Source organism: Actinoplanes sp. NPDC049681 (assembly GCF_044465265.1).
GTDB lineage: Bacteria > Actinomycetota > Actinomycetes > Mycobacteriales > Micromonosporaceae > Actinoplanes.
In genome coordinates, this window is record NZ_JBITLP010000004.1 from 510,287 (window position 1) to 536,077 (window position 25,791).

A 25,791-nucleotide genomic window follows, 5' to 3' on the forward strand; every position below is an offset into this window, starting at 1 on the left:
AGTGTCACGCCGCGCCGGCGGCGTACGGGGTGTGGCCGTAGGAGTTGGTCATCGCCAGCCGCGAGTTCATCGTGGTGTTGCCGGCGATCGCCGCGTAGTAGCCGGCGCGGCGGCGGGCGGTGATGCTCTCCGGGTTCTCCGGCACCGGCGCCAGGTGCGGGTCGAGGTGCGTGTTGAGGCCGTCCTTGAGCAGCGCGAGCGCCTCGGCGCGCAGCTGGGAGATGCGGCTCTCGGTGACGCCCAGGTCGGCGGCGATCTCCGCCATCGGGCGCTCCTTGAGGAAGTACTCGGTGATGACGTACTGCAGCCGCTCGGGCAGCGAGTCGATCGCGTGGTGCAGGTAGCCGATCTGCTCGCGGCGCAGCAGCATGTCCTCCGGGCCCGGGGTCGGCTCGGTGACGAGGTCGTCGGCGCTGCTGGTGGTGAAGCCCTGCAGCGACAGGACGGTGGCACGCTGCACGTCGTTGTCCGTCTGGTGCAGGTCGCTCGTGGTGGTGCCCAGCGCCTGCGCCAGCTCCTCGGCGGTGGGGGTCCGGCCGAGCGTCGTGGTCAGGTTCTGGCGGGTGGTGTCCGTGGCGCGGGCCTTCGTACGCACCGAGCGGGTGGCCCAGTCGAGCGCACGCAGCTCGTCGAGGATGGCGCCGCGGATGCGGGTGGTCGCGAACCGGTGGAACGGGATGCCGCGGGTCGGGTCCCAGCCGCGGGCGGCGGTCACGAGTGCGTGCAGGCCGGCGCTGGTGAGGTCGTCGCGGTGGATGTGGTTGGGGATGCGGGTGAGCATGTCGCGCACCAGGTGGCCGACGAGCGGCATGTGCGTACGGATCAGCTCTTCCTGCTCCGCGGCGGACAGGGCCGGCACGGCGGTCGCGGTGTCGGCGTCGAAGTCGGCAGCGGTCGTCATGGTGCTGGTCATGTCGTTTCCCCCGGTTGTTGTCGGTGGCCCGCGGCTGGTGGGCGGCACCGGCTGACAGGGAGAAACTCTGGGTGACGGCGGGTACAGGTTTCGGTGGCGGAGAGTTGCCGCCTGGTTGCTTCGTCTCTTTTCCTCAAGCGGCCGGAAAGAGGTCCCACAGGAAGCGCTCCGGCACGAACGCCTCGGCGTAGCGCACGCGGGCCTGGGCGCCGTAGTGCCGGGCCGTGGCGGTGGCCAGCTCCGCGTCGTCCACGACCATGAGCTTCTGGTCGAGGTGGGCGGTGATGTCGACGTAGAAGGCGGGCGCGAACCGCATCGTGGACTCGCCCGGGTAGTGCAGGATCCGGCGGCTGTGCCGGGCCGCCGCCACCGTGGCGGCGGCCGCCGCCCGCCGGCCGGGATCGGCGTCCTCGGCCGCGGGTGCGTAGATCAGGTCGGCGTCGACGCCGGTGAGCACGTTCTCGATCGCGGCGACGTCGGCGCCGTCCCAGATCGCCTGGTCCCGGGAGCGGCGGTCGCCACCGCGGACCCGGCTGCGCCGGTCGGCGGTACGCCGGCGCTCGGCCGCCTCAGGACCCCAGACCAGCAGGCAGTCGAGCTCGCGGGCGGACGCCTCGCTGCGCCGGGTCAGGGGGTGGTCGGGGCCGTCGCAGGAGAGCACGAGCATGGTCACGGAGTCGCCGGCCGCCCGGTGCGCGGCGAGGGCACCGGCACAGCCGTGCTCGAGGTCACCCGGGCGGGCACCGACGGCGAGGACGCTGCGTGCCATCGGACCCTCCTCCGCTGCTCGGGCGCCGGGCCGGGGCGGGCGGCGCTGAGTGTCCATCGGCCGCCGCCCGCTCCGCTTGAGGGTTGTGGCGCGACTGCGGCAGGCTGGTCCCATGGACCTCGGCGACACCGGTACGACCGTCACCCTGATCGCCGGCGTCGCCATGCTCGCGGGTGTGCTCGGCGTGGTGATCCCGGTGCTGCCGGGCTTGCTGCTCTGCTGGGCGGCGGTGCTGCTGTGGGCGCTGCTGGGCGACGCGTCCGGCGGCCGCTGGGTCGTGCTGGCGCTGGCCACCCTGGTGACGATCGCCGGCACGGTGGTGAAGTACCTGTGGCCCGGCCGCCGCCTGAAGAGCACCGGGGTGCCGACGTCGTCGCTGGTCGCCGGGGGAGTGCTCGGGCTGATCGGCTTCTTCGTGGTGCCGGTGGTCGGCCTGGTGCTGGGCTTCGTGCTCGGCGTCTTCCTCGCCGAGCGGCTGCGGCTGGGCCCGGGTCAGGCCTGGCCCTCCACCCGGCAGGCCCTCCAGGCGGTCGGCCTGTCCCTGCTGGTCGAGTTCGCGGCCGCCCTAGGCGTCGCCGTGATCTGGGTCTTCGGCCTGCTCGCGACCTGACGCGCCGGGATCGCTACAGCGCCTGCGGCCGCCGGATGCGGCGCCGGACCCGCCGGCGGCGGCGCTGGGTCAGCAGGAGCAGCAGCGGCGTGGCGGCCAGGATGACGGCGATGGCCGCGGCCGCCGCCAGGGGCAGTCCCGGACGTGCGGCGGTCCGGGCGGCCGCGGGCACCGGGCCCTTCGCGGACCGGGGGACCGCCGAGGTCACGGTTGCGTCGGTGGCCGTACCCGGGGCGTCCGGGCCGTCGGGGGCCACCAGCTTGCCCACCGAGGCGTCCCGGGGCAACGAGAAACCCCAGTCCAGCAGCGCGGCGCCCTGCTGCCAGCCGCGCAACGGGCGGGCCTCGGCGCCGAGCAGGGTCGCGACGAGCCGCCGCCCGCCGCGCTCGGCGCCGCCCACGTAGCTGTGCCGGGCGAGCTTGGTGAAGCCGGTCTTGCCGCCCAGTGCGCCCGGATAGTTGAAGATGAGCTTGTTCTCGTTCTGGATCTGGAAGCCGCCCTTCTTGAGCTGCTTCTGCGCGGGGATCTGGGCGGTCCTCGCCAGCGCGTACTTGCGGAAGTCCCGCAGGCCGAAGCACTTGCGCGCGATCAGAGCCAGGTCGTAGGCACTGGTGAACTGCCCAGGCCCGTCCAGCCCCGACGGCGTCACCGCATGCGTCTGGTACGCACCCAGCCGCTTGGCCTCCGCGTTCATGGCCGCCACGGTGGCCGGGACGCCACCCTCGCCGCCGCCGAGCCGGGCCAGGGCGTTCGCCGCCTCGTTGCCGGAGTTGAGGAGCAGGCCGAGCCAGAGCGTGGCGATCGTGTACCGGCCGCCCTTGAGCAGCCCGACGGCGGAGCTGCCGGGCTCGATGGCCAGGTCGCCGTCGGTGATCGTGATCGTCTTCTGGGGGTCGAGCCGGTCCATGACCGTCGCGGCGAGCAGGAGCTTCTGCACGCTCGCCGGGGTCCCGTACACGTGCGGGCCGCAGCTGCCGAGCACCTCGCCGGTGTCCAGGTCCGCGACCAGCCAGCTGGTCGCGGTGAGCGCCGGCGGCTGCTTGGCGCCGGACGGGATGACCAGCCCGTCCGTGGCCAGGTCGTCGCCGCCGACGGCGCGCAGCACCGGATCGTCCTTGGGCGGCGTGGGGCGCGGCGGCCGGCCGGGCGGCGGCTTCACGTCCGGCCGGGGGCAGGGCACGGCCGGTGCCGCCGCGCGCACAGCGGCCGGCCGGGCCGCGGCGGGGTGGGCCGAGGCCGGCGCGGGACCGGTCAGGGCCGCCGTGGCCAGGGTGCACGCGGCAGCGAGGGACGCCGCCAGACGGCGCGGGGTCGGGAACGGGGTGTCGCCAGGGCTCACGGCCAGACGGCTCCTGCTTCGAGACGGCGCTCCAGCAGGAGCGTGAGGGGGATGGTCTCGCCGTCGCCGCCGCCCGCGCCGACGACCAGCCGGGGGGTGCTGGGCGGCACATCGGTGCCCGAGAACCGGGCGCGCAGCGACGAGGGCACGGTCAGGACGTAGTACCGGCCGTCCGCACCGACGGCCACCGACCGGTTCCTCTTGAGATACCAGCCGCGCAGCGTGGTGCGGTAGGTCGAGCGCCCGTCGAACGACGTCGCCCGCAGCGGTCCCGGCGGCAGGCCCCGGCCGGCGGCCCGGCGCACGAAATCGGCGAGCAGCACGCCCGCCTCCTGAGCCTCGGCCGCTCGGCCCGCCTCGAGCGCGGCCGCGTGCCCGGCGGCCGGTGTCGGGGCGGTGGGCCGGCGCGGGGCGTGCCGGGCGGCACGGTCGTCGTCGGCGTCCATGGCGACGACCCTAACGCTGATCACCGGGCCGAGCCCAGCGCGGGTTGTGATCGTACGGTGACGCATCTGCGCTCCCGCCGTGGATTGTGCGCAAATAACGGTGCCGCATTTACTCGGTCCATGCCTCGATAATTGCCCGGCGTCGGCGATATTCTGTGAACTCCGGGAGAACTGTTGCGCGCGGAGTGCATCGCACGCCACACTGAGCCCGGTTCTTCGGATTTCTTCTCAGGAGTCGTTATGGCGCGGCAGGTAATCACCACCCTCATCGACGACATCGACGGAAAGCCGGCCGACCGCACGGTGGAGTTCAGCCTCGACGGCACGGCGTACACCATCGATCTGTCCGAGGCCAATGCCGGCAAGCTCCGCAAGGCGCTGGACCCGTTCATCGCCGCGGGCACGCGAATCGGCCGTTCCTCGACGGGGCGTGGTGGGGGCGGCCGGACCGCACCGGCGCGCACGGCGGGCAGCCGCGACGAGAACAGGCTCATCCGTGAGTGGGCGGCCAAGCACGGGCACCAGATCTCGGAGCGGGGCCGCATCCCGCAGAGCGTCAGCAGTGCCTACCGGGCGGCGCACGGGCGTTGACCGGATCCCGGCCCCGGGCACGTCGTTCCGGGGCCGGGCCGCAGGGGAAGACGAAGACCCCGCGACGGTGTGAGCGGTATCAGAATGCGGCGGTGAGGGGACCAGGTTCGTGTTAACGAGCCGGCGGCCGCGACGGTAAAGCGGAGGGCGGGGTCCTACGCAGAAAGGCCTGTACCTTCCGCAAGGATAGGACCCTTTACCGGTTCGCCCCTTCAGCCCTCATGCAGCCGCGGCAGCATCTGCGCCACCGTTTCCAGCACCTTCTCGTCGCCCGCGTACCAGCTCGTCGCGCGTGGCCAGTGCACCATCACGTCGGTGAATCCGAGCTCGCGTGCGCGGCCCACCGCGTCCTCGAATGCCTGCGGGCTGCTCAGCGAGTACACCGGCGACGAGTCGAGATTCAGATAACGGTCGGCGTGCGTGCGGCCCGCCCGCTCCAGCGCCGCTCCGAATCGCTCGCCGGCCTCGCGTACGGACCGCCACCATGCCTGCTCGTCGTCCGCGCCCTGCGCGCCGGTGGTCACCCAGCCGTCGCCGTGGCGGGCCGCCAGGGCGAGCGAGCGCGGACCGTTCGCCGCGACGATCAGTGGCGTGCGGGGCTGCTGGACCGGTCCGGGCAGCGTACGGGCGTCCACCGCGCGGTAGTAAGCACCCGCGTACGAGACGTGATCCTCCGTCAGGAGCCGGCCGAGCAGCTCGACGAACTCGGTGAAGCGGTCTACGCGCTCGCGCGGCGTGAGCGGCGCGGCACCCAGTACCTCGGCGTCGAAGCCGATGCCGCCGGCGCCCACGCCCAGCAGCAGCCGCCCGTCGGACACGTCGTCCACGGCCAGCACCTCGCGCGCGAAGTGCACGGGGTGGCGGAAGTTCGGGGAGGCCACGAAGGTGCCGAGACGGATGGTCTCGGTCACCGTCGCCGCCGCCGTCAGCGTCGCGACGGCGTCGAACCAGGGCCCGTCGACGAGGTCCCGCCATCCCAGATGGTCGTAGGTCCAGGCGTGGTCGAACCCGTACTCCTCCGCGAGGCGCCACCGGTGGCGCGCCGAGGACCAGCGTTCTTCCGGAAGGATCACGATGCCGATACGCACCGACGGACCGTACCCCAGACGATCTAGGCAGTTCGCAGGCCGTCGCTGTCGCCGGCCGACACGGCGGTGGCCGCGTCGTCGAAGGCGGCGAGCGCGCGGACCAGATCGGCGCGGCGCGCCGGGCTCATCCGCTCCATGACGTCGGCGATCGCGGCCGTGCGGCGCTCGCGCAGCTCCTCGAGCAGGCGGCGGGCGGCGGGTGTGGGCAGCAGGCGCACCTCCCGGCGGTCCCGCGGGTCGGGCACCCGGCGCAGCAGCCCGGTCGCCTCCAGCCGGTCGCAGAGGCGGCTCGCCGAGGACGGCACCACGTCGAGGGCCTCGGCCAGCCGGTTCATGTTGGTGTCGTCGTTGCGGGTGATGATCGTCAGCACCCGGAGCTGGGCGGGTGGCACCGCCGGTGAGTGGGCCAGCCGGGCGCTCTCGAAGACGCCCAGCAGTGGTTCCACCGTCGATTCCACCGCCGCGGCGACGTCCGTGAGGCGCTCCATGCCGGTCCTCTGTACGCAGGAACTGAATACGTTGCAGCCGGCCTCTACCCGATCTCCGCCGGTCCGAAGCCTCACCGCCGCCAATCGAGGCAGACGGTGACCGCGTCGTCTTCCGGCTCACTATCCCCGTGGTATTCGCGCAGCCCGCGCATCACCGTACCCACTGCCTCGGTCGCAGGCTGCAGCCGCGTCCTGCGCAACGCGGCCAACAGTGCGGATTCACCGTACGGGGGGCGTCCGCCGGGCGTGGCGGCGTGCACCCCGTCGCTGACGACGAGCAGGCGGTCGGCCGGTTCGAGCGCGAAACGCTGGGTCTCGTACCGGGTCTCGCCGAACATGCCGAGGGGGAGTTGCTGCTCGAGGCTGATCGTGCGGCATTCCCGGTCCCGGGCCACGATGGCGCGCGGCGAGCCCGCGTCGACCGCCTCCACCCGGCCACTGACGAGGTCGATCTCGAGCAGCAGGGTGGCGGCGTGCGCGGCGCCTCCATAGCGGGCGTAGAGCGCGTCCGAGGCGAGCTCCGCCTGCTCGACGATGTTGGCGCCGGTGCGGCGGGCATTGCGCATCGCGTTGACCGCGACCGTGGTCAGCAAGGCCGCATCGAGGCCGTCGCCGTTGCCGTTGAGCACCGTCACGGTGAGCCGGTCGCCGGTGAGCGACCAGTCGAAGTGATCGCCGAACACCGCGTACGCCGGCTGGAGCTGGCCGGCGATGAGGAACCTCTCGTCCCCGAGCGACCGCCCCGGAAGCAGCTCCCACTGGAGCTCGGCGGCCATGGTGAGGCGTTCCCGGCGCCCGGCCCGGCGGTAGCGGTCGGTGATCGGCTCGGCGGCCCGCAGTGCCACCGCGAGCTCGTCCGCGGCCGCGGACAGCTGCTCGAGGTGGCCGTCGCCGGCGGCCGGCGAGGTCTCCACGACCAGCACGCCGAGCCGCTCGCCCCACACGCTGAGCGGCAGGTACGCCCGGTTGCCGTCCGCCGCGACGTCGACGACCGGGCGCTGGCTGCCGAAGCACCGCTGGGCCAGGGGGTCGCCGGCCGGATTCTCCCCGTCGAGCAGCGGCCGGAGGCCGGTGAGCGTGAGGTCGCCGAGGAGGATCTCCACCCGGCCCGCACCGTGGTGCCGGCGCAGGTGCTCGGCCATCACCTCGGGCAGCCGGTCCGGTGGTGCCGCACGCAGCAACGCGCCCACAGCTGTCGGACGGTCGGACAATGGACCCCTCTTTCCCGGCGGGACGGCGGCAATATTTGCTGTACAGCAAGAATGATAGGAAACGCGCACAGCGGTGCCGCGCCGGGCCGCTCGATGCGCCCGTACGGGTGTGTGAGGGTCTGCAGTCAGCGCGCCGCGGCGAACGACTTCTCGAAGTGGATCAAGCTGCCGCGGCGTGGGGTCGACTGCATCCGGACGTTCTCGCTGAGGGCCTTGATCAGGAACAGCCCCCGGCCCCGGTCGCTGCGCGCGTCCGGCTTGCCCACCGCGTCGGCGTCGAAACCCGTGCCGTTGTCGCACACGTCGATCGCACAGCGGTCCTCGGCCAGGTCCAGGCTCACCTGGATGCAGTCCGCCCCGGAAGCGTGGTGCACCACGTTGGCGCACGCCTCGGTCAGGGCGACCTCCAGGTCGTGCCCCGCCTCCCGGTCGACGTGGAAGACGGCCAGGGCGCAGCGCAGCAGCCGCCGTACGGCGGGGACGCTCCCGACCTCCCGCGGCAGGTTCAGGTGGACCGAGATGCGCATACGACCCGACTCCCTCCGCGGCCGGTGCGCCCCTCCGGCGCCCTCCACCGAAATGTTCCCGGGGTCGGGCCGGGTTAATCACGCACGGTGCCCGCATCCCTCTTCCGGCGTTCCGGGAACGCCCGGCCGAACTTCCTGTTATCCCGGTCCGTTCGGCCGGTCTCCCCTCCCGTGGTCGTCGAATCCGCGGCCGCGAGCAATGATCGATGCTCCACGGAGAGGCCCTCACACCCATGGCGTTTCAACCGGACACCGCCACAGTCGTCGCCGCGCGCGCCGGCGACCCGGCTGCGGTCGACCGCCTCGTCGCGGGGTACCTGCCGCTCGTCTACACGATCGTCGGCCGGGCGCTGGACGGGCACGCGGACGTCGACGACGTCGTGCAGGACACGATGCTCCGGGTGCTGCGCAACCTCGGCGACCTGCGCGATCCCGAGGCGTTCCGGTCCTGGCTCGTGGCGATCACCGTGCGCCAGGTGCGGGAGCGCTACCGGGCTCGCCGGGCCGCCCCCGACGTTCTGCTGCCCGACGACATCCGGGACCCGGGCGCCGACTTCACCGACCTGGCGATCACCCGGCTCGAGCTCTCGGGGCAGCGCCGGGAGACCGCCGAGGCGACCCGCTGGCTCGACGAGGACAACCGGGAGTTGCTCTCGCTGTGGTGGCTGGAGGCGTCCGGCGAACTGACCCGCGACGAGATCGTCGAGGCCATCGAGGTCACCCGGCAGCATGCGGCCGTACGGATCCAGCGCATGAAGGGCCAGCTCGAGACGGCCCGCGTGGTCGTACGCGCGCTCGCCGCCCACCCGCCCTGCCCGGAGCTCGCCGTGGTGACCGCCGGCTGGGACGGCCGGCCGGGCCCGCTCTGGCGCAAGCGCATCGCCCGTCACTCCCGTGACTGCCGGCAGTGCTCGCCCGCGTGGTCCGGTCTGGTGGCGGCGGAGAAGCTGCTGGTCGGCATGGCGCTCGTGCCGCTGCCGCACGCGCTCGGCGGGGGCCTGGCCGGCCTGGGCGCGCACGCCGCCGGCGGTTCCGGCAAGGCTCTGGCGACGAAGATCGCCGTCAAGGGTACGGTCGGCGTCGGCCGCAAGGTGCTCACGGCGATGCTGGCCACCGGTGCCGTGGCCGGCGGCGGCACGGCCGCGGTCGTGTACGTGAAGGACGACAAGCCGGCCGCTCACGCCGCGGTGGTGTCCACAAGGGCGCCGGCGCCCAGGCTCTCCCTGCCGCCGTCGCCGGAACCGAGCGCCAAGCCGTCGCCGCCGAAGCCGCCGAAGCCGACGAAGAAGAAGACCGCGGCGCCGACGGCCGGTACGTCGGCGAAGAAGGGCGTCGGGACCTGGCAGTTCAGCGGCATCAAGGGCGCGCTCGACGACGTCGGCGCGGGCTGGTACTACAACTGGTCCCCGGACGACGACACCATGCCGGGTCCCGCAGGCGTCGAGTTCGTGCCCATGATCTGGGGCAAGGCCAACGTCACGGACGCGACGCTGGCCAAGGTGAAGCGCGAGGGCGACGTGCTGCTCGGCTTCAACGAACCGGACATGGCGGGCCAGGCGAACATGTCGGTCGAGGACGCCCTCGCGGCGTGGCCGAGATTGCAGGCGACCGGGCTGAGGCTGGGCAGCCCGGCGGTCGCGTACGGCGCCGACACCGCCGGCGGCTGGCTCGACCGCTTCATGAAGGGCGCGGCGCAGAAGAACCTCCGCGTCGACTTCATCACCCTGCACTGGTACGGCTCGGACTTCAGCAATGCGGCGGCCGGGCAGTTCCTCGGCTACGTGGACGCGGTGCACAAGAAGTACGGCAAGCCCATCTGGGTCACCGAATACGGCCTGATGAACTTCGGTGGCAGCCCCAAGTATCCCGCCGCGGCCCAGGAGGTGGCCTTCATCAAGGGCAGCACCAAGGGCATGGAGTCGCGCTCGTACGTCGAGCGCTACGCCTGGTTCGGCCTGCCCGCCGTCGGGGACAGCGTCGACTACGGCCTCTACAAGGACGCGAGGACTCCGACCGAGGCGGGGAAGGCGTACCGGGCTGCGGGATAGGGTCGAACCATGATTCGGTTCGGCTACAAGGCATCGGCGGAACAGTTCGCCCCGCGCGAGCTGCTCCGCTACGGCATCGACGCGGAACAGCACGGATTCGACAGCGTGTTCGTCAGCGACCACCTGCAGCCGTGGCGGCACGACGGCGGCCACGCCCCGGCCGCCCTGCCCTGGCTCGGCGCGCTCGCCACCAGCACCGAGCGGGTGCTGCTCGGCACGAGCGTGCTGACCCCGACCTTCCGCTACCACCCGGCGGTGGTGGCCCAGGCGTTCGCGACGCTCGGCTGCCTCGCGCCGGGGCGCGTCATCCTGGGCGTCGGCTCCGGCGAGTCGCTCAACGAGGTGCCGCTGGGCCTCGCCTGGCCGGAGGGCAAGGAGCGCTTCGCCCGGCTCAAGGAGGCGGTGGCACTCATCCGCCGGCTCTGGACCGAGGACCGGGTGACGTTCGAGGGCACGTACTACCGCACCGAGCTCGCCACGATCTACGACAAGCCGGAGCAGCCGGTCCCCATCTACATCGGCGCCTCCGGCCCGGCCGCCACCCGCCTCGCCGGGCGCGTCGCCGACGGCTTCATCACCACCAGCGGCAAGGGCCACGAGCTCTACACCGACACCCTGCTCCCGGCCGTACGGGAAGGGGCGGAGAAGGCGAGCCGCTCGCTGGACGACATCGATCTCATGATCGAGGTGAAGGTGTCCTTCGACCCCGACCTGGAGAAGGCACGCAACGACACCCACTACTGGGGTGCGCTCGCCCTGTCGCCGGAGGAGAAGACCGGCGTGGAGGACCCGATCGAGATGCAGCGCCGGGCGGACGCCCTGCCGGTCGACCGCACGGTGACCCGCTGGATCGTCTCCTCGGACCCCGACGAGCACGCCGCGAAGGTCGCCGAGTATCTCGACATGGGCTTCAAGCACCTGGTGTTCCACGCGCCCGGCCCGGATCAGGACCGCTTCCTGCGCGTCTACGGCGACGAGGTGCTGCCCCGGCTCCGCGAGCGGATCAAGGGTTAGGACCTGTCCCGGCCCTCGCCGCGGATGACGCGCAGATCCGAGCGGCGCCGGGTGCGCGACGGGGGCACGGGACGGGCGGCGTGCCTGCCGGTCGGCCGGTCGGCGCCCGGCTCGGGCGTCAGGGAGCGAGGATGCGGTTCCGGCCGGTAGGTGGCCGCCGGGGGGACGCGGCGCCAGCGGCGGGCGTACTCGGTGGCCACCGTGCGCAAGACCCGCAGCGCCGACGGCAGCAGGCGCCGCGGGCGGTCGCCGTGGATCCGGGGGTAGCCGACCGTCGCCACCTCCACCACCCGCAGGCCCCGGGTCGCCATGCGAATGGTGATGAGCGTTTCGACCTCCGGCCCGTCGCCCCAGGCGAGCCGGCCGCGCTTGAGCCCGGGTACGTCCGGCCCGGGCAGGTCGAGCACCGGCAGCAGCTCGCGCCAGTAAGCGTTGAAACCACAGCTGAGGTCGGTGAACCGGGTCCGGAACAGAACGTTGACGAGCCGGCTCAGCACCGCGTGCCCGAGGCGCTCGGCCGGCAGGGCGTCGCGGTGGTCCCCGCCGTAGCGGAAGCGTGAACCGTGCGCGGCCTCGGAGCCGGACAGCAGCGCGTCGACGAACCGGGGGATCTCGCCCGGGTCGGTGGAGCCGTCGGCGTTGAGGGTGACGACGATGTCACCGGTGGCGGCGGCGAAGCCGCACGCGAGGGCGTTGCCCTTGCCCGAGCGGGTCTGGCGCACCACGACGACGTCCGGGCGGACCTCCCGCGCCACGGCCACGGTGTCGTCGTCGGAGCGACCGTCCACCACGACGACCTCGTCCACGGGCGGGAGGTTCTCGAGCACCAGGGGAAGGTTGTGCTCCTCGTTCAGGGCGGGGATGACGACGGTCACGGTCGGTGACGACGCGGCGTGGGACGGCGCCGGGCGTCGCGGCGAGGGAGGCATGGCGGTGGCTCCTCGACGGCGGGGATTGCGGGGGCGGGTCACAACTTACCAACTGGTTACGTTCGGTCAACCGGACCGCCCGCCGCAGTAGGGTTCGTGGGGAAATCGACCACGGAAGGGGTCCCTGCGTGAAACTGGGTCTGCACATCGCCGACTTCACCTGGCCCGGCGGCGCGGCACGGCTGGGTCCGCAGCTCGCGGACGTCGCCGCGGCCGCCGACGACGCCGGTTTCGACCGGATCAGCGTCATGGACCACCTCTGGCAGATCGGCGTCATCGGGCCGCCCGAGCACGAGATGCTCGAGGCGTACACGGCGCTCGGCTTCATCGCCGCGCACACCCGGCGGGCGAAGCTGCTGACGCTGGTCACCGGTGTGACGTACCGCGACCCCGGCCTCCTCGCCAAGGCGGTGACCACTCTGGACGTGCTGTCCGGCGGCCGGGCCATGCTCGGCATCGGAGCGGCCTGGAACGAGGAGGAGTCGCGGGGACTGGGCCTGTTCTTCCCGCCGACCGCCGAGCGCTTCGAGCGGCTCGAGGAGACCCTGCAGATCTGCCACCGCATGTTCCACGGCGAGGAGGAGCCCTACGAGGGCCGGCACTACCGGCTCGGCCGGCTGCTCAACTCGCCGGCGCCGCTGTCGCGGCCACACCCGCCGATCCTCATCGGCGGTGGTGGAGAGAAGAAGACACTGCGCTTCGTCGCCAAGTACGCGGACTCCTGCAACCTCTTCGACGGCCCGGAGATCGAGCACAAGCTCGACGTGCTCCGGCGGCATTGCGAGAACGAGGGCCGCAACTACGACGACATCGAGAAGACGGCGCTGGTCCGGCTCGACCCGGGGGAGAAGGGAGAGAAGGTGGACGCGATCGTCGCCTCCCTCACCCGCCTCGCCGGGCTCGGGTTCACGGTGGGGCACGGCATGGTCGCCGGCGTCACCGACCTGGGCCGCATCGAGACCCTGAAGAGTCAGGTCATCCCCGCGATCGAGGCGCTGTGACGATCGAGGCGGTGGTCTTCGACCTGGACGGCGTCATCATCGACACCGAGGAGGTCTGGGAGGAGGTCCGCCGCGGTTACGTCGCCGAGCACGGCCGGGAATTCCTGCCCGACAGCCAGGCCCGGATGATGGGCATGAGCACCGGCGAGTGGTCCCGGCACCTCAGCGAGGACGTCGGCGTGCCGCGCGCGCCCGAGGAGGTGGCCGCCGACGTCCTGGGCCGCATGGCCGGGCGCTATCGCGAGGCCCTGCCCCTGATTCCGGGTTCGGTGGCGGCGGTCCGCCGGCTCGCGGAACGGTTCCCCCTCGCGCTCGCGAGCTCGTCGGCGCGGATCCTCATCGACCAGGTGCTGGACTCGGCCGGGCTGAGCGACGCGTTCCGGACCACTCTGTCCACCGAGGAGGTTGCCCGGGGCAAGCCGGCGCCGGACGTCTATCTGGCCGCTGTGGAGCGTCTCGGGTTCGATCCGCAGGCGTGCGCCGCGGTCGAGGACTCGAGCAACGGTCTGCGGGCCGCGGGCGCCGCCGGGCTGGCGGTCGTGGCCGTGCCGCACGGCGTCTACCCGCCCGCGGCCGACGCGCTGGCGCTGGCGAGCCTCGTCATCGAGAGCCTCGACGAGCTCACCGTGGAGGCCGTGGAGAAGCTGCGCTGAGCCCGATGTAGTCGGGCAGGTCGATCCTCGCGCTGCGGTCGCCGGCCACCTTCATGGTCATGCGCAGGAACCAGGCGCGGTTGTGCAGCCAGTTGCGCATCCGGATGCCGCGTGCGGTGCGCGGCGCGAGGAATCGGCCCGTCATCTCCCCGCCCTGCTGTGCCCGCCGGGCGAAGTCGCCCACCAGGGCCTCGTATCGCGGGAACGCGACGGCGTGGTCCCCGCCCGCCGCCGCGAGCTCGCCGGCCAGGGCGTAGGCGGCGACCACGGCCGTGCCGTTGCCCATGCCGCCGATCGTGGCGCCGCTCGCCGCGTCGCCGACGAGTGCGATCCGGCCCTTCGTCCAGGGGCGGACGTCGACCCGGCAGATCTGGTCGAAGTAGAGGTCGGTCGCGTCGTCGAGCGCGGCGAGCAGGCGCGGCACCTCCCAGCCCAGCCCGGCGAACCGGTCCCGGATGATCCGCTTCTGCGCGTCCAGGTCGTGCCGGTCGTAGGCGATCTCCTCCGGTGACGAGAACGCCACGAACGCCTGTCCGTCGCCGATGGCCGCGAGCCGGCCGGGCACGTTGTAGTTCAGCGTGTCGCGGCCCGGTCCCGGATCGCCGGGCAGGTCCCAGCCGGCGACGTAGTAGCCCAGGTGCCGGACGTGGTCGCGCTCCGGGCCGAAGGCGAGGCGCCGCACGGTCGAGTGCACGCCGTCGGCGCCGACGACGAGGTCGAACGTGCGCCGGTTCCCGCTGCGGAACGTCACGTCGACCCCCGCGGTGGTCTCGGTGAGGGCCGTGATCGTGTCGCCGAAGATCCACTCCGTGCGGTCGCCGCTCGCCTCGCAGAGGATCCGTGACAGGTCTCCCCGCAGCACCTCGAGGTCTCCGCCGGCGAAGTCGGCCGGCATCTCCATCAGCACGCGCCCGTGCTCGTCGACGAATCGCATGGCGGTGCCGCCGGTCTGCGCCTCGCGCAGCCGGTCGAGTACCCCCATGCGCTCCAGCAGCCCGAGATGGACGGGCCCGCGGTAGTCGACGGCGTTGCCACCGGTACGGAGCGCCGGCGCTATCTCCACGACGGTCGGGTGGAAACCGTGGCGGCCCAGCCAGTAGGCGAGAGCGGGCCCGGCGATGCTCGCCCCGCAGATGAGCACGGTCCTGGTCATGGCAGCTCCAAATTGTGTCCGTCGGAATCAGTTCTTTCTGTGTACGGTAGAGACAGTTCTGGCGCGAGCGCAAGGGGAAAACCGATGACGGTCGAGTTCCTGTGGGGCGGCCGGGCCCGGCCCACCCGCGGCCCCAAGCCGGCCCTGACGCTGGAAGGCATCGCCGACGCCGGCATCGCCGTGGCCGATGCGGAAGGGCTCGCCGCGGTGTCGATGCAGCGCGTGGCCGCCGACCTCGGCTACACGAAGATGTCGCTGTACCGCTATCTGCCTGGCAAGGCGGAACTGGTCGCGGTCATGGTCGAGAGGGCGATCGGCGAGCCGCCCGCCCTGACCGCATCCGGCTGGCGCCCGGCGCTGGAGCAGTGGTCCCGGCTGCTGCTCGGCCGGTACGTCGCCCACCCGTGGACGATCGAGGCGACGGTGGGGCGGCGGCCGCTCGGGCCGTACGAGATGGGCTGGATGGAATGCGCACTGGCCCGTATCGCGGATCTCCCGCTCGGCGGCGCGGAGCGGCTGGACACCATCGCGGTCCTCGCGGGGCACGGCCGCATGCTCGCCCAGCAGGCCGCCGCCATGATGGGCGAGGCGGACATGGGTACGGCCATCGCCGCGGTCCTGCGGGAGCACGGCGAGCGTTTCCCCCAGCTGACCACCGCGCTGTCCGGTGCCGGCGAAGGGGGCCCGGACCAGGCCTTCGAGTACGGCCTGGCCCGGATCCTCGACGGCGTGGAGGTGCTGGTCAGAAGCCGCAGCCGAGCCGGTTAGGGAATCAGCCGCTCGGGGCGCTTCCCGGCCGTGACGCCGTTGCGCGTGCGCGGCGCCGACGTCGAGGGTTCGAGGGTCGCCGAGCCGGCGACGGGCAGGACCAGCCTGCTGCGGGCCAGGTCGACCTCGACCGTCGCACCGGTGTTCGCCGCTTTGGTGTATTCGGGATCGCTCTGGGTCAGGACCAGTCCGAGGGTGTGGCCGGCCGGGACGACGGCGTCGTCCGCGCTGACCGCAACGGTGATCGGGTACCACCGGCCCGGCTGCAGCGGGGTGGTGAAGCGCAGGGAGACGTGGTGTGCGGCGTCCTGCCAGCCGCGCGTCAGCACCTCGTGGTCCGTGGTGGCCACCCGTTCCGCCACGTCGAAGTAGCAGGCGTCGTCGGCCGCGGTCGACCGGCCCCAGCACGACTCGGTGGTCAGGGTCCGTACGCCCTCACCCTGGTCGTACTGCACCCGGTCGGCCGTGCCGTAGTCGACCAGCCGCGCCGTGAGTTGCGTCGTCGGGCGGTCCACGCGGACGCGCAACCGCACCGACGGTGAGCCGGAGATGCGCAGGGAAGCCGTGAGGGGCCCGTACAGGAAGGCCAGTCGCCCGGGGATCTGCGCGGCCGGATCGGCCACTGCCCGGTCCTCCGGCAGCGACGCATCGGTGTACGACGCGACGCCGGTGCCCAGGCGTACCGTGAGCGGGCGGGTGCCGGGCAGCGGCCAGTCGCGGGCGTCGGTGAAGACACCCGGCGCGGTCTCGATCGTGGCCCGGGGTGCCCGGTCGATGCCGTTGGGCAGGCCCTGCAGCCAGCGGTCGAACCACTGGTGCAGGGTGTCCACCCAGGCGTCGCGCCGCACGTCGAACGGGTCGACGTGGCCGGTCCGGTGCAGCCAGATCTTGCGGGGCACGCCGAGGGCGGCGAGCTCGTCCCACCACTTCGCGAACTGCGGCGTGGTGACGTTCAGGTCGTTGACGCCGTGCACGACGAAGACGCTGGCGTGCACGCGCGAGGCCGAGCGGCGGTAGTCGCGCTCACGCCAGAAGGCGTTGTAGTCGCCGGTTGCTTCCGCGCTGTCGGTCGCCAGGGACTCGGTCACCGCCGCACACTGCGCGATCCGGTCGCTGACGAAACCCTGCAGGAAGGTGGGGTAGCCGGAGTAGCGCAGGGTGCCGTTGAAGCGCATGTAGTCGTACCAGCTCGAGATCGCGGAGATCGGCACGATGGTCTCGAGGCCCTCGACGCCCGTCGCGGCGACGCCGTTGGCGATCGAGCCGTCCCACGACTTCCCGATCATTCCGACCTTGCCGGTGCTCCACGCCGTCGCCGACACCGGCGTGCCGTCGGCCGTGAAGCCGGGCGCCCGGCCGTTGAGCCAGTCGATCGCGGCCTTCGCGCCGGCCACCTCGTGCCGGCCACCGACGTCCTCGCAGCCGGTGGAGCGGTTGGTGCCGGTCAGGTCCACCGCGGCGAAGGCGTATCCGCGCGGCACGAAGTAGTTGTCGTAGAAGAGCGGCTCCTTGCTGATCACGCCGTTCGGGTCGTACTCCTTGAGCTCGCTCTCGTTGCCGCGGCCGCAGCAGGCGTAGTAGGGCGAGGCGTCCATGATGACCGGCACCTTGACGCCGGGCCCGGTACGCGGGCGCACGAGGTCGACCGCCACCCGATCGGGGACGCCGTCCTCGTCGGCGTCGTCGGGTGTCTGCACCCACACGCTCTCGCGGATCGCGGTGGCGTAGTCGTAGACGGGGACGGTCTCGCCGCCGCGGACGTACGGCCGTCCACCGGGTGCGGCGTGGGCCGGTGACGGCGCCGCCAGCACGGCGACGAGGGCGGCGAGCACGACTCTAGAGATACATGACCATCAATGGTATCGGACCAGGTGTGAAAGATCTTCGGCTCGGGTACGACGCCTGCGACACCAGGAGGTGCCCATGGGCGTGTTCGCGGCCGAAGGGCCCGGGCTCCGGCTCGATCTCGACGTATTCGACTACCTCATCCTCGTGATCTACTTCGCGACGGTCCTGGGCATCGGCTTCGCCGCGCGAAGAGCGATCAGCACGAGCGCCGACTTCTTCCTCTCCGGCCGCTCGATGCCGGCGTGGGTCACCGGCCTCGCGTTCGTCTCCGCCAACCTGGGCGCCCTCGAGATCATCGGGATGGCGGCCAACGGCGCGCAGTACGGCCTGATGACCCTGCACTACTACTGGATCGGCGCCGTGCCGGCCATGGTCTTCCTCGGCATCGTGATGATGCCCTTCTACTACGGCTCGAAGGTCCGCAGCGTCCCGGAGTTCCTGCGGCTGCGCTTCAACCGCCCGACGCACCTGCTCAACGCGGTCATCTTCGCCGTCGCCCAGGTGCTCATCGCCGGCGTCAACCTGTACGCCCTGGCGCTGATCCTGGACGCGCTGCTCGGCTGGCCGCTCTGGGCGTCGATCGTGATCGGCGCGGCGATCGTCCTGACGTACATCACGATCGGCGGGCTCTCCTCCGCCATCTACAACGAGGTGCTGCAGTTCTTCGTGATCATCGCGGGCCTGCTGCCGATCACCATCGTCGGTCTGGTCAAGGTCGGCGGCATCGACGGGCTCTTCGACGCCGTCCGCGCCAGCGACCTCGGTGACGCCGCCCTGCACGCGTGGCAGGGCACGGCCGGCTCGCAGAACCCGCTCGGCGCCAACTGGATCGGCATCGTCTTCGGCCTCGGCTTCGTCCTGTCGTTCGGCTACTGGACGACGAACTTCGCCGAGGTGCAGCGCGCGCTCTCCGCCAAGGACATGAGCGCGGCGCGGCGTACGCCGATCATCGGTGCGTTCCCCAAGCTGGTCATCCCGATCATCACGGTGATCCCGGGCCTGATCGCCATCGTCACCGTCAAGGGGCTCGGCGCCAAGACCGGGGACTTCACGTACAACAACTCGATCCCGCTGCTGATGCGCGACCTGCTGCCCAACGGCGTGCTCGGCGTCGCCGTGACCGGGCTGGTGGCCTCGTTCATGGCGGGCATGGCGGCCAACGTCAGCGGCTTCAACACCGTCTTCACGTACGACCTCTGGCAGTCGTACGTGCGCAAGCACCGGTCGGACGACTACTACCTGCGGGTGGGCCGGATCGCGACCATCGCCGGCATCATCATCAGCATCGGTACGGCCTTCATCGCGGCCGGCTACGACAACATCATGAACTACATCCAGGCGCTGTTCTCGTTGATCAACGCTCCGCTGTTCGCGACGTTCATCGTCGGCATGTTCTGGAAGCGGATGTCCGCCTGGGCCGGCTTCTGGTCGCTCCTGCTGGGGACTCTGGCGTCGCTGACGCTGTACCTGCTCTACCTGGGCGACGTCGTGACGTTCAACTCCGACCTGGAGGAGAGCTTCTGGGGTGCGGGCCTCGCCTTCGTCACCGCCGTGGTGGTCGCGGTGATCGTCACTCTGGTCACCCGGCCGAAGCCCGAGAACGACCTGCGCGGCCTGGTCTACGGCCTGGCCGGCGCCTCCACCTCCGGCGAGGCGGTGCTGGCCGCCGACAAGGTCTGGTGGCGTAACCCGGTCCTGCTCGGCGGCATCGCCGTCGTGCTGGCCTTCCTGTTCTACATCCCGGTCTGGTGACCGGCGGCACGCCTGAGGAGGAGCGATGAACGAGGACGTGAACCGTCCCGAGGACGAGATGCTGGCCGAGGGCGAGGAACTGGAGAAGCGGTCCGCGGCTGCGCGCCTCTTCGACGTCCGCCGGGTGATCGGCGGCCTGTTCGTCGTGTACGGCGTGATCGTGACCCTGCTGGGGATCTTCGATTCCGGCAGTGAGATCGAGAAGGCCCAAGGCGTACGGATCAACCTGTGGATGGGCCTCGCCATGCTCGTGCTGGGCGGCTTGTTCCTGTTGTGGCAGTGGTGGCGACCGACTCGGGTACCGGCGGCCGACGAGCTGAGAGCGGCCGAAGAGCACGCAGAGTAACCGACCAGCAACCGTGAAGGGGGGTCCGGGGAAGATGTAAGTGCGAAACGGGTGCAGCTCGGTAGCACACCCACCCCGAACCTTCCGATGGTGGCCTCACGCTTCCGATACTCGTGGCATGGAACCCGTCGCCTCAGTGAGCCTCGCTCCCGGAGCGTCACCACGCACCGGTGGCTGGCAGATGCAGCTTCGTGTCGACTACGTCGTCAACAAGGTCATGCAGACGCATCGCGGGCAGTCCGAGGATGAAGTCGCGCAGGCCATCAACGATCAGCTCCGCAGTTTCGGCGTGGTGCCGAACGGGCGGCAGATCGCCCAGTACGCGCAGGTGATCAGCAACCTGCCGCTGCTGCCGCCGAACAACCATTGACGACCTGCGGTTCCCCGTCCGACCCCCTCACCGGGCGGGGAACCGCAGGATCCGGTCGTCGCCGTCGCGCACGTCGCCGCGCCCGTCGGTGTTCGACGTGGTGAGCCACAGAGCGCCGTCCGGTGCGACCGCCACGGTCCGCAGCCGGCCGTAGCGCCCGGACAGCTCCGCCTCGGGATCGCCGCCGCGCAGCGGTACGGTCCACAGCCGCTCACCGCGCAGCGCCGCCACGTACAGCGTGTCGCCCGCGATCGCCGCCCCGGACGGTGACGCCTCGTCGGTGGTCCAGGTGACCAGCGGGTTCACGTACCTGCTGTCGTTGCCCTTGCCCTCGACGTCCGGCCAGCCGTAGTCGCGGCCCGGTTCGATCTTGTTCACCTCGTCGAAGCGGTTCTGGCCGAACTCGACCGCGTACATCGTGCCGTCCGCCGCCCAGGCGAGGCCCTGCACGTTGCGGTGGCCCAGGCTCCAGACCGGCGAGCCCTTCCGCGGGTTGCCCGGTGCCGGCTCGCCGTCGGGGGTGAGGCGCAGGATCTTGCCGTTGGTGTCGTCCGGGTTCTGCGCGGCGGAGCGGTCGCCGGCGTCGCCCGTGCCGGCGTAGAGCATGCCGTCGGGGCCGAACGCGATCCGGCCGCCGTTGTGGATGCCGGCCTTGTCGATCCCGTCGAGGAGCACCTCCGGGGCGGCGTGGCCGCCGAGCTTGAACCGTACGATCCGGTTGTCGTGTTCCGCGGTGTGGTACGCGTACACGAAACGGGTCTTCGCGAAGTCCTTCGCCACCGCCAGCCCGAGCAGCCCGCCCTCACCGGCGGCGGAGACGCCGGGCACCCGGTAGACCTCCCGGGGCTCGCCGCCGCCCGCCGAGACCTGAAGCACCCGAGCGCTGTCCCGCTCGGCGACCAGCGCGCTGCCGTCGGGCAGGAAGGCGAGGCCCCACGGCGTCTTGATGCCGGTCGCCACCGTCTCCGCAGTGCCCAGGTCGGGCGTGCCCCCGGTCGGCGAGGGCACGACCGCGGACGAAGCCCGCGGGATGGTGGAAACCCCGCCGGAACCGTCCTCTTCCGAGCATGCGGTGAGGAGGGCGACACTCACCGTTGCGGCGGCAATTCCCCAGCGTAGGGCGGAAGTCATCCGCTTAATCTGCCTCGGCCGCCTGTGAGAAAACTGAACGCGGTGCTTGACAGTGTCTCCGGCGGTCGCGAAGGTCCACTCACGACTTCCCATCCATGGAGGCCTTCACCATGAGACCTGCCCGCTGGGCGACCGCCTGCGCACTCTCCCTGGCAACCGCGGCCGCCGCGGTCCTGCCCGGGATCGCGCCGGCCGCCGCGGCTCCCTCCGACGACACCCTTGGGGTGTACGTCGGCACGCTCGACGCCGCGCAGCTCCAACGGCTGCGCACCGCCGGGCTCGACCACGACGAGAGCGCGGTGACCGCCGCCGCGAACGGCAAGATCGCTGTCGAGACGATCCTCGGCCGGCGCCAGGCCGATCGGCTCGTCGCGGCCGGCGTACCGCTGACCCCGAAGCGCACCACCGCCCGGATGCGGGCCGAGGCTGCCCAGGCGCCGACGGTCTTCCGGCCGTACGCCGCGCCGGGCGGCATCCGCGACGAGCTGGCGGCCACGGCCGCGAGCCACCCCAGGCTCGCCAAGCTGGTCACGATCGGCAAGTCGCTCAGGGGCGTGCCGATCCAGGCCGTGAAGGTGACCCGCGACGCTCGCCGTGTGCCCGACGGGCGCCGGCCGGCGGTCGTCTACATCGGTGGCCAGCACGCCCGGGAGTGGATCACCCCGGAGATGACCCGCCGGCTGCTTCACCACGTCCTCGACGGGTACGGCACCGACGCCACGATCACGAGCACGCTGAACACCACGGAACTGTGGTTCGTGCCGGTCGCCAACCCTGACGGCTACGACTTCACCTTCACCGAGGGCCACCGGCTGTGGCGCAAGAACCTGCGCGACAACAACGGCGACGGCGAGATCACCGCCGGCGACGGCGTGGACCTCAACCGCAACTTCGCGGAGAAGTGGGGCTACGACAACGAGGGCTCGTCGGCCGACCCGGCCAGCGAGACCTACCGCGGCACCGGCCCGAATTCCGAGCCGGAGACCAAAGCCCTCGACGGGCTCTTCAAGCGGGTCGGCTTCGAGTTCCTCGTCAACTACCACTCCGCCGCCGAGCTGCTGCTCTACGGCGTCGGATGGCAGGTGAGCACGCCGAGCCCGGACGACCAGATCGCGGTCGCGCTGGCCGGTGACGACGCGCACCCGGCGGTGCCCGGCTACGACCCGGACATCTCGGCCGAGCTGTACACCACCAACGGCGACACGGACTACCACGCCCAGGTGCGTACCGGCACGATCGGCTTCACGCCGGAGATGAGCACCTGCGAGACGATCTCGGGGCTGGACCCGGACGACCAGTGGGACCCGGCCGATTGCGAGAGCGGCTTCAACTTCCCGGACGACGAGAAGCTGATCCAGGGCGAGTTCGTCAAGAACCTGCCGTTCGCGCTCTCGGTGGCCCGGTCCGCCAAGAACCCCGCCGAGCCCGTGTCGTCCGTCGGCCGCCGCACGCCCGATCTCGTGGTGGACGCGTTCGACACCTCGTACGGCTCCCGTCAGCAGGTCGCCGTGACCGCCAAGCGCAGCCTGCGCGCCGTCACCCTGCACTACTCGGTCAACGGCGGCCGCGCGCGTACGGTGCGCACTGCGGAGTGGCGGGGCGGCGAGCGCTACGGCGACGTCCTCGACAAGTACTTCGCCGAGCGCCGTGGCACCGTCCCCCGGGCGCGTCCCCGCGACAAGGTCAAGGTCTGGTTCACCGCCCGCAAGGGCGTGGCCACCGTCACCTCGGCGAGCTTCACGTACACCGTCGCCGACAAGATCGGCGGCGACGTGCTGGTCCTCGCGGCGGAGGACGTCACCGGCGTCTCGCCCGCGAGCACCGACGGCGCCACCAGCGCCCGGTACGCCGACGAGCACGTGGCCTCGCTCAAGAAGGCGGGTTACTCGGCCGACGTCTACGACATCGACACCCACGGCCGCAAGGCGCCGCACCCGCTGGGCGTGCTGTCGCACTACGACGCCGTGGTGTGGGAGACGGGTGACGACGTCATCCCGCGGGCGCCCGGCCAGCCGGCCGGCACCGTGGCCCGCTCGGCGCTCGAGACCGAGCTCGCGGTGCGCGACTATCTCAACGAGGGCGGCAAGCTTTTGCTGGCCGGCAAGTACGCGGGTTACGCCCAGGCCGCCAACGGGGCGTACCGCTACCTGCCCGACGGCCCCGGGGAGTGCACCGACCCGCAGAACCCGGCCTGCCTGCAGATCTTCAACGACTTCCAGCAGTACTGGCTGGGGGCGTACTCGTACGTCGACGGGGCCGGCACCGGACCTGACGGCAAGCCGTACCCGGTGGTCGGCACGGCCGGCAAGTTCCAGGGCTACTCCGCCACGCCCGGGGACGGGCACACCGCCGCTTTTCTGGCGACCTCGAGTTTCCTGCCGCCGAAGCAGTTCCCGCAGTTCGCCGACTCGGCCGCCCCGCTCGACTGGAAGCTGCCCGGCGCCGCGCCGTACGACCCGTACGACGGCGACTGGTACGTGTGGAGCGGTCAGGCGGACAGCTCGTACAAGCGGCTCACGAAGACGATCGACCTCACCGGCGCCCAGGCCGCGCACCTGAAGTTCCGCACCTCGGTCGACGTCGAGGCCGACTGGGACTTCATGTTCGTGGAGGCGCACGTGGTGGGCTCCGACGACTGGACGACCCTGCCGGACGCCAACGGGCTGACCACGACGAGCACCGGGGAGAGTTGCAAGTCCAACCTCGTCGGGCTGCACCCGTTCCTCGCCCACTACCAGGGCGCGGACTGCACGCCGAAGGGGACCACCGGCACCTGGAACGCCGTCACCGGCTCCAGCGGCGGGTGGAAGGAGTTCGACGCGGACCTGTCGGCGTACGCCGGCAAGCAGGTCGAGGTCTCGATCAGTTACATGTCGGACTGGGGCACGCAGGGCCTGGGCGTCTTCCTGGACGACGCCCGGGTCGAGATCGGCGGCTCGGTGGCGCAGCGGACGTCGTTCGAGAGCGACCTCGGCGGCTGGACGGTGGCCGGCCCGCCGCCCGGCTCGGGGGTCAACAGCACCGACTGGTCGCGCAGCCGGCTCGCTTTCGACTCCGGGGCGGCCGTGACCACCAAGGACAGCGTGTACGTCGGCTTCGGCCTGGAGACGCTGACCGCGGCGGAGCGGGACGCCTTCGTGAAGCGGGCGCTCCAGCACCTGGGAGTTTAGCCCTTTCGGGGTGAATGTCCCCGATCGGTGGATTGCGCCGCGCGCTTCGTCTAGACATGAGGCGCGCGGCGCGCTGCCGTGCAGGGCGGAGAGACGACGCGGTGCGAGCAACCACCCGGCCGATCCTGGCCGCGTTCCTGGCTGTCCTGACGCTGGTGACGCCGGCCGCCGCGAGCCCCGCTCAGGCCGGCCGTGACCGCGGCACGGTGTGGAAGGCCTGTGCCGATGACCGGACCGCGCAGTGCATGACCCTGCGGGTGCCGGTCGACCGGTCCGTCCCGTACGGGCCGACGCTGAGCATCGCCGTCGCCCGCCGCCCGGCCACCGACCCGAAGCACCGGATCGGCACGCTGATCGTCAACCCCGGCGGTCCCGGCGGCTCCGGGGTCGACTTCGCGCTGGACAGCCCCTGGTTCTTCAGCGAGCAGCTGCGGCGCCGCTTCGACATCGTCGGCTTCGACCCGCGCGGCGTGGCCCGCAGCAATCCCGTCGTCTGCTCGGCATCGCTGCTCGCCGCCGGGCCGTCCGTGCTCGTCGACAGTGCCCAGGTGTACGCCGAGACGGTCGCCTACAACCGCAGGCTGGCCGCCGACTGCGCCCGGCGCTCCGGCCCCGTCTTCGGTCACGTGGACACCATGAGCGTGGTGCAGGACATGGACAGCCTCCGCGCGGCCCTCGGCGAAGACAAGATCAGCTTCTACGGCGCGTCCTACGGCACCCTGCTGGGCGCCCAGTACGCCGAGCGGTACCCGAGTCATGTCCGCGCGCTGGTCCTCGACAGCGTCATGGACCACAGTGGTGACACGGACGCCTTCCTCGACGCGGAGACCGGCACGGCGCAGGACTCCTTCGACGAGTTCGTGGCCTGGTGCGCCCGCAGCACCGACTGCGCCCTGCACGGCCGGGACGTCCGCCGGATCTGGGCCGCCCTGCTCGCCCGGGCCGGGCGCGGCACCCTGCGCGACCCGTTCGACCCGTCCTACCGGATGACGGTCTACGACCTGCTCGGCGTCGCGTTCGGCTCCTTCTACGACCCGCAGTGGCACTCGCTCGCCGTCTACCTGCGGGAGGCCGCGACGCCGTCCGGGCGCCGCGCGCGCGGGGCCGTCACGGAGGTGGAACACAGCTTCCCGGCCGTCTTCTGCGACGACTGGGCCATGCCGGTGGGCGGCTGGGCCGGGCTGCGCGACCGCCTCGCCGGGCTGGCCCGGGCCAACCCGCAGATGCCGGTGTCCCCGCTGGCGATGGCCTCGGTCACGGGGTGTCTCGGCTGGCCGCTGCCCCCGGACAATCCGCAGCGGGTGCCGGACCCGGTCCGGACCGGACCGGTGCTGCTGATCAACAGCCGGCACGATCCCGCGACCCCGTACGTCTGGGCCCGCACGGTGGCGGCGCAGCTCGGGCCGCGGGCGACGCTGGTGACCTACGACGGGTGGGGGCACGTCGTCTACGGCCGCAGCGACTGCGTCACCTCGGCCGTGGACCGCTACCTGCTGACCGTACGCCCGCCGGCGGCCGGCACCTCCTGTCCGGGTGTGGAGCCGGTCGCCGGCGGGGTGGGCAAGCGTCCCACCGGGCGGCGGGATCCACGGGCCGCGGGGTATCGTTAGCCTGGCTAACTACCCC

General features: G+C 71.9%; 24 protein-coding genes. 12 read left to right on the top strand and 12 right to left on the bottom strand.

Features of this window, described 5'->3' with window-relative positions:
• Positions 1-4 precede the first annotated feature (4 nt).
• Together ACIBO8_RS16775 and ACIBO8_RS16780 are read right to left on the bottom strand one after the other, a co-directional pair.
• The gene (locus ACIBO8_RS16775) at positions 5-913 is read right to left on the bottom strand and encodes a sigma-70 family RNA polymerase sigma factor (protein ID WP_396116108.1); all 909 of its coding nucleotides are present in this window, start codon (positions 911-913) and stop codon (positions 5-7) included.
• Positions 914-1,046: 133 nt separating this feature from the next.
• Complete coding sequence (locus ACIBO8_RS16780; protein WP_396116109.1) at positions 1,047-1,682, bottom strand: PIG-L family deacetylase; 636 nt, start codon at positions 1,680-1,682, stop codon at positions 1,047-1,049.
• Between the two features lie 112 nt (positions 1,683-1,794).
• On the opposite strand from ACIBO8_RS16780, the gene ACIBO8_RS16785 reads away from it, so the two are divergent.
• A complete protein-coding gene (locus tag ACIBO8_RS16785; RefSeq protein ID WP_396116110.1) occupies positions 1,795-2,292 on the top strand; it encodes a DUF456 domain-containing protein in 498 nt (165 codons plus the stop codon).
• Positions 2,293-2,305: 13 nt separating this feature from the next.
• On the opposite strand, the gene ACIBO8_RS16790 is transcribed toward ACIBO8_RS16785, so the two are convergent.
• Together ACIBO8_RS16790 and ACIBO8_RS16795 are read right to left on the bottom strand one after the other, a co-directional pair.
• A complete protein-coding gene (locus ACIBO8_RS16790; protein ID WP_396116111.1) occupies positions 2,306-3,631 on the bottom strand; it encodes a D-alanyl-D-alanine carboxypeptidase family protein in 1,326 nt (441 codons plus the stop codon).
• Positions 3,628-4,077, bottom strand: coding sequence for a hypothetical protein (locus ACIBO8_RS16795; RefSeq protein WP_396116112.1), 450 nt, complete (start codon positions 4,075-4,077; stop codon positions 3,628-3,630). Before ACIBO8_RS16795 ends, ACIBO8_RS16790 begins: the two co-directional genes overlap by 4 nt.
• A gap of 240 nt (positions 4,078-4,317) precedes the next feature.
• Between ACIBO8_RS16795 and ACIBO8_RS16800 the strand changes: the two genes are divergently transcribed.
• The gene (locus tag ACIBO8_RS16800; protein WP_396116113.1) at positions 4,318-4,668 is read left to right on the top strand and encodes an Lsr2 family protein; all 351 of its coding nucleotides are present in this window, start codon (positions 4,318-4,320) and stop codon (positions 4,666-4,668) included.
• A gap of 212 nt (positions 4,669-4,880) precedes the next feature.
• Here the strand turns inward: ACIBO8_RS16800 and ACIBO8_RS16805 are convergent, their stop codons facing one another.
• From ACIBO8_RS16805 to ACIBO8_RS16820, 4 genes are all read right to left on the bottom strand, one after another.
• Positions 4,881-5,756, bottom strand: a complete 876-nt coding sequence (locus tag ACIBO8_RS16805; protein ID WP_396116114.1) for an LLM class flavin-dependent oxidoreductase — start codon at positions 5,754-5,756, stop codon at positions 4,881-4,883.
• A gap of 23 nt (positions 5,757-5,779) precedes the next feature.
• Entirely contained in the window at positions 5,780-6,244 is a 465-nt protein-coding gene (locus ACIBO8_RS16810) for a MarR family winged helix-turn-helix transcriptional regulator (RefSeq protein WP_396116115.1), read from the bottom strand.
• 71 nt (positions 6,245-6,315) lie between these two features.
• Positions 6,316-7,455, bottom strand: coding sequence for a PP2C family protein-serine/threonine phosphatase (locus tag ACIBO8_RS16815; protein WP_396116116.1), 1,140 nt, complete (start codon positions 7,453-7,455; stop codon positions 6,316-6,318).
• Between the two features lie 125 nt (positions 7,456-7,580).
• On the bottom strand, positions 7,581-7,982 hold the full coding sequence (locus tag ACIBO8_RS16820; protein ID WP_396116117.1) for an ATP-binding protein: 402 nt from the start codon (positions 7,980-7,982) through the stop codon (positions 7,581-7,583).
• A gap of 233 nt (positions 7,983-8,215) precedes the next feature.
• Between ACIBO8_RS16820 and ACIBO8_RS16825 the strand changes: the two genes are divergently transcribed.
• Both ACIBO8_RS16825 and fgd read left to right on the top strand, forming a co-directional pair.
• Positions 8,216-10,030 (top strand): sigma-70 family RNA polymerase sigma factor, encoded by a 1,815-nt coding sequence (locus tag ACIBO8_RS16825; RefSeq protein WP_396116118.1) that lies wholly within the window; start codon positions 8,216-8,218, stop codon positions 10,028-10,030.
• A 9-nt stretch (positions 10,031-10,039) separates the two neighbouring features.
• Positions 10,040-11,044: a glucose-6-phosphate dehydrogenase (coenzyme-F420) gene (gene fgd, locus ACIBO8_RS16830; RefSeq protein ID WP_396116119.1), complete on the top strand. Its 1,005-nt coding sequence runs from the start codon at positions 10,040-10,042 to the stop codon at positions 11,042-11,044.
• Here the strand turns inward: fgd and ACIBO8_RS16835 are convergent.
• Entirely contained in the window at positions 11,041-11,973 is a 933-nt protein-coding gene (locus ACIBO8_RS16835; protein ID WP_396116120.1) for a glycosyltransferase family 2 protein, read from the bottom strand. The genes fgd and ACIBO8_RS16835 overlap by 4 nt on opposite strands.
• Positions 11,974-12,101: 128 nt before the next feature.
• Between ACIBO8_RS16835 and ACIBO8_RS16840 the strand changes: the two genes are divergently transcribed.
• Positions 12,102-12,974: an LLM class F420-dependent oxidoreductase gene (locus ACIBO8_RS16840; protein ID WP_396116121.1), complete on the top strand. Its 873-nt coding sequence runs from the start codon at positions 12,102-12,104 to the stop codon at positions 12,972-12,974.
• Positions 12,971-13,627, top strand: coding sequence for an HAD family hydrolase (locus tag ACIBO8_RS16845; RefSeq protein ID WP_396116122.1), 657 nt, complete (start codon positions 12,971-12,973; stop codon positions 13,625-13,627). Before ACIBO8_RS16840 ends, ACIBO8_RS16845 begins: the two co-directional genes overlap by 4 nt.
• Here the strand turns inward: ACIBO8_RS16845 and ACIBO8_RS16850 are convergent.
• Positions 13,596-14,780, bottom strand: a complete 1,185-nt coding sequence (locus ACIBO8_RS16850) for an FAD-dependent monooxygenase (protein ID WP_396116123.1) — start codon at positions 14,778-14,780, stop codon at positions 13,596-13,598. The genes ACIBO8_RS16845 and ACIBO8_RS16850 overlap by 32 nt on opposite strands.
• Positions 14,781-14,864: 84 nt before the next feature.
• Between ACIBO8_RS16850 and ACIBO8_RS16855 the strand changes: the two genes are divergently transcribed.
• Entirely contained in the window at positions 14,865-15,548 is a 684-nt protein-coding gene (locus tag ACIBO8_RS16855; protein ID WP_396116124.1) for a TetR/AcrR family transcriptional regulator C-terminal domain-containing protein, read from the top strand.
• Here the strand turns inward: ACIBO8_RS16855 and ACIBO8_RS16860 are convergent.
• Positions 15,545-17,380 carry a Xaa-Pro dipeptidyl-peptidase gene (locus ACIBO8_RS16860; protein WP_396116125.1) on the bottom strand — a complete coding sequence of 612 codons (1,836 nt, stop codon included), beginning with the start codon at positions 17,378-17,380 and terminating at the stop codon, positions 15,545-15,547. The genes ACIBO8_RS16855 and ACIBO8_RS16860 overlap by 4 nt on opposite strands.
• A 91-nt stretch (positions 17,381-17,471) precedes the next feature.
• Between ACIBO8_RS16860 and ACIBO8_RS16865 the strand changes: the two genes are divergently transcribed.
• The 3 genes from ACIBO8_RS16865 (at position 17,472) to ACIBO8_RS16875 (ending at position 19,864) form a co-directional block, all read left to right on the top strand.
• Positions 17,472-19,148 carry a sodium:solute symporter family protein gene (locus tag ACIBO8_RS16865; RefSeq protein ID WP_396116126.1) on the top strand — a complete coding sequence of 559 codons (1,677 nt, stop codon included), beginning with the start codon at positions 17,472-17,474 and terminating at the stop codon, positions 19,146-19,148.
• A 25-nt stretch (positions 19,149-19,173) separates the two neighbouring features.
• Complete coding sequence (locus ACIBO8_RS16870; RefSeq protein WP_396116127.1) at positions 19,174-19,494, top strand: hypothetical protein; 321 nt, start codon at positions 19,174-19,176, stop codon at positions 19,492-19,494.
• 118 nt (positions 19,495-19,612) lie between these two features.
• Positions 19,613-19,864, top strand: coding sequence for a hypothetical protein (locus ACIBO8_RS16875; RefSeq protein ID WP_396116128.1), 252 nt, complete (start codon positions 19,613-19,615; stop codon positions 19,862-19,864).
• A 27-nt stretch (positions 19,865-19,891) separates the two neighbouring features.
• On the opposite strand, the gene ACIBO8_RS16880 is transcribed toward ACIBO8_RS16875, so the two are convergent.
• Entirely contained in the window at positions 19,892-20,995 is a 1,104-nt protein-coding gene (locus tag ACIBO8_RS16880; protein ID WP_396116129.1) for a PQQ-dependent sugar dehydrogenase, read from the bottom strand.
• A gap of 110 nt (positions 20,996-21,105) precedes the next feature.
• Here ACIBO8_RS16880 and ACIBO8_RS16885 point away from each other — a divergent pair, with 110 nt between their 5' ends.
• Positions 21,106-24,165 carry a M14 family zinc carboxypeptidase gene (locus ACIBO8_RS16885; protein ID WP_396116130.1) on the top strand — a complete coding sequence of 1,020 codons (3,060 nt, stop codon included), beginning with the start codon at positions 21,106-21,108 and terminating at the stop codon, positions 24,163-24,165.
• 101 nt (positions 24,166-24,266) lie between these two features.
• Complete coding sequence (locus ACIBO8_RS16890; protein WP_396116131.1) at positions 24,267-25,775, top strand: alpha/beta hydrolase; 1,509 nt, start codon at positions 24,267-24,269, stop codon at positions 25,773-25,775.
• The last annotated feature ends 16 nt before the right edge of the window (positions 25,776-25,791 follow it).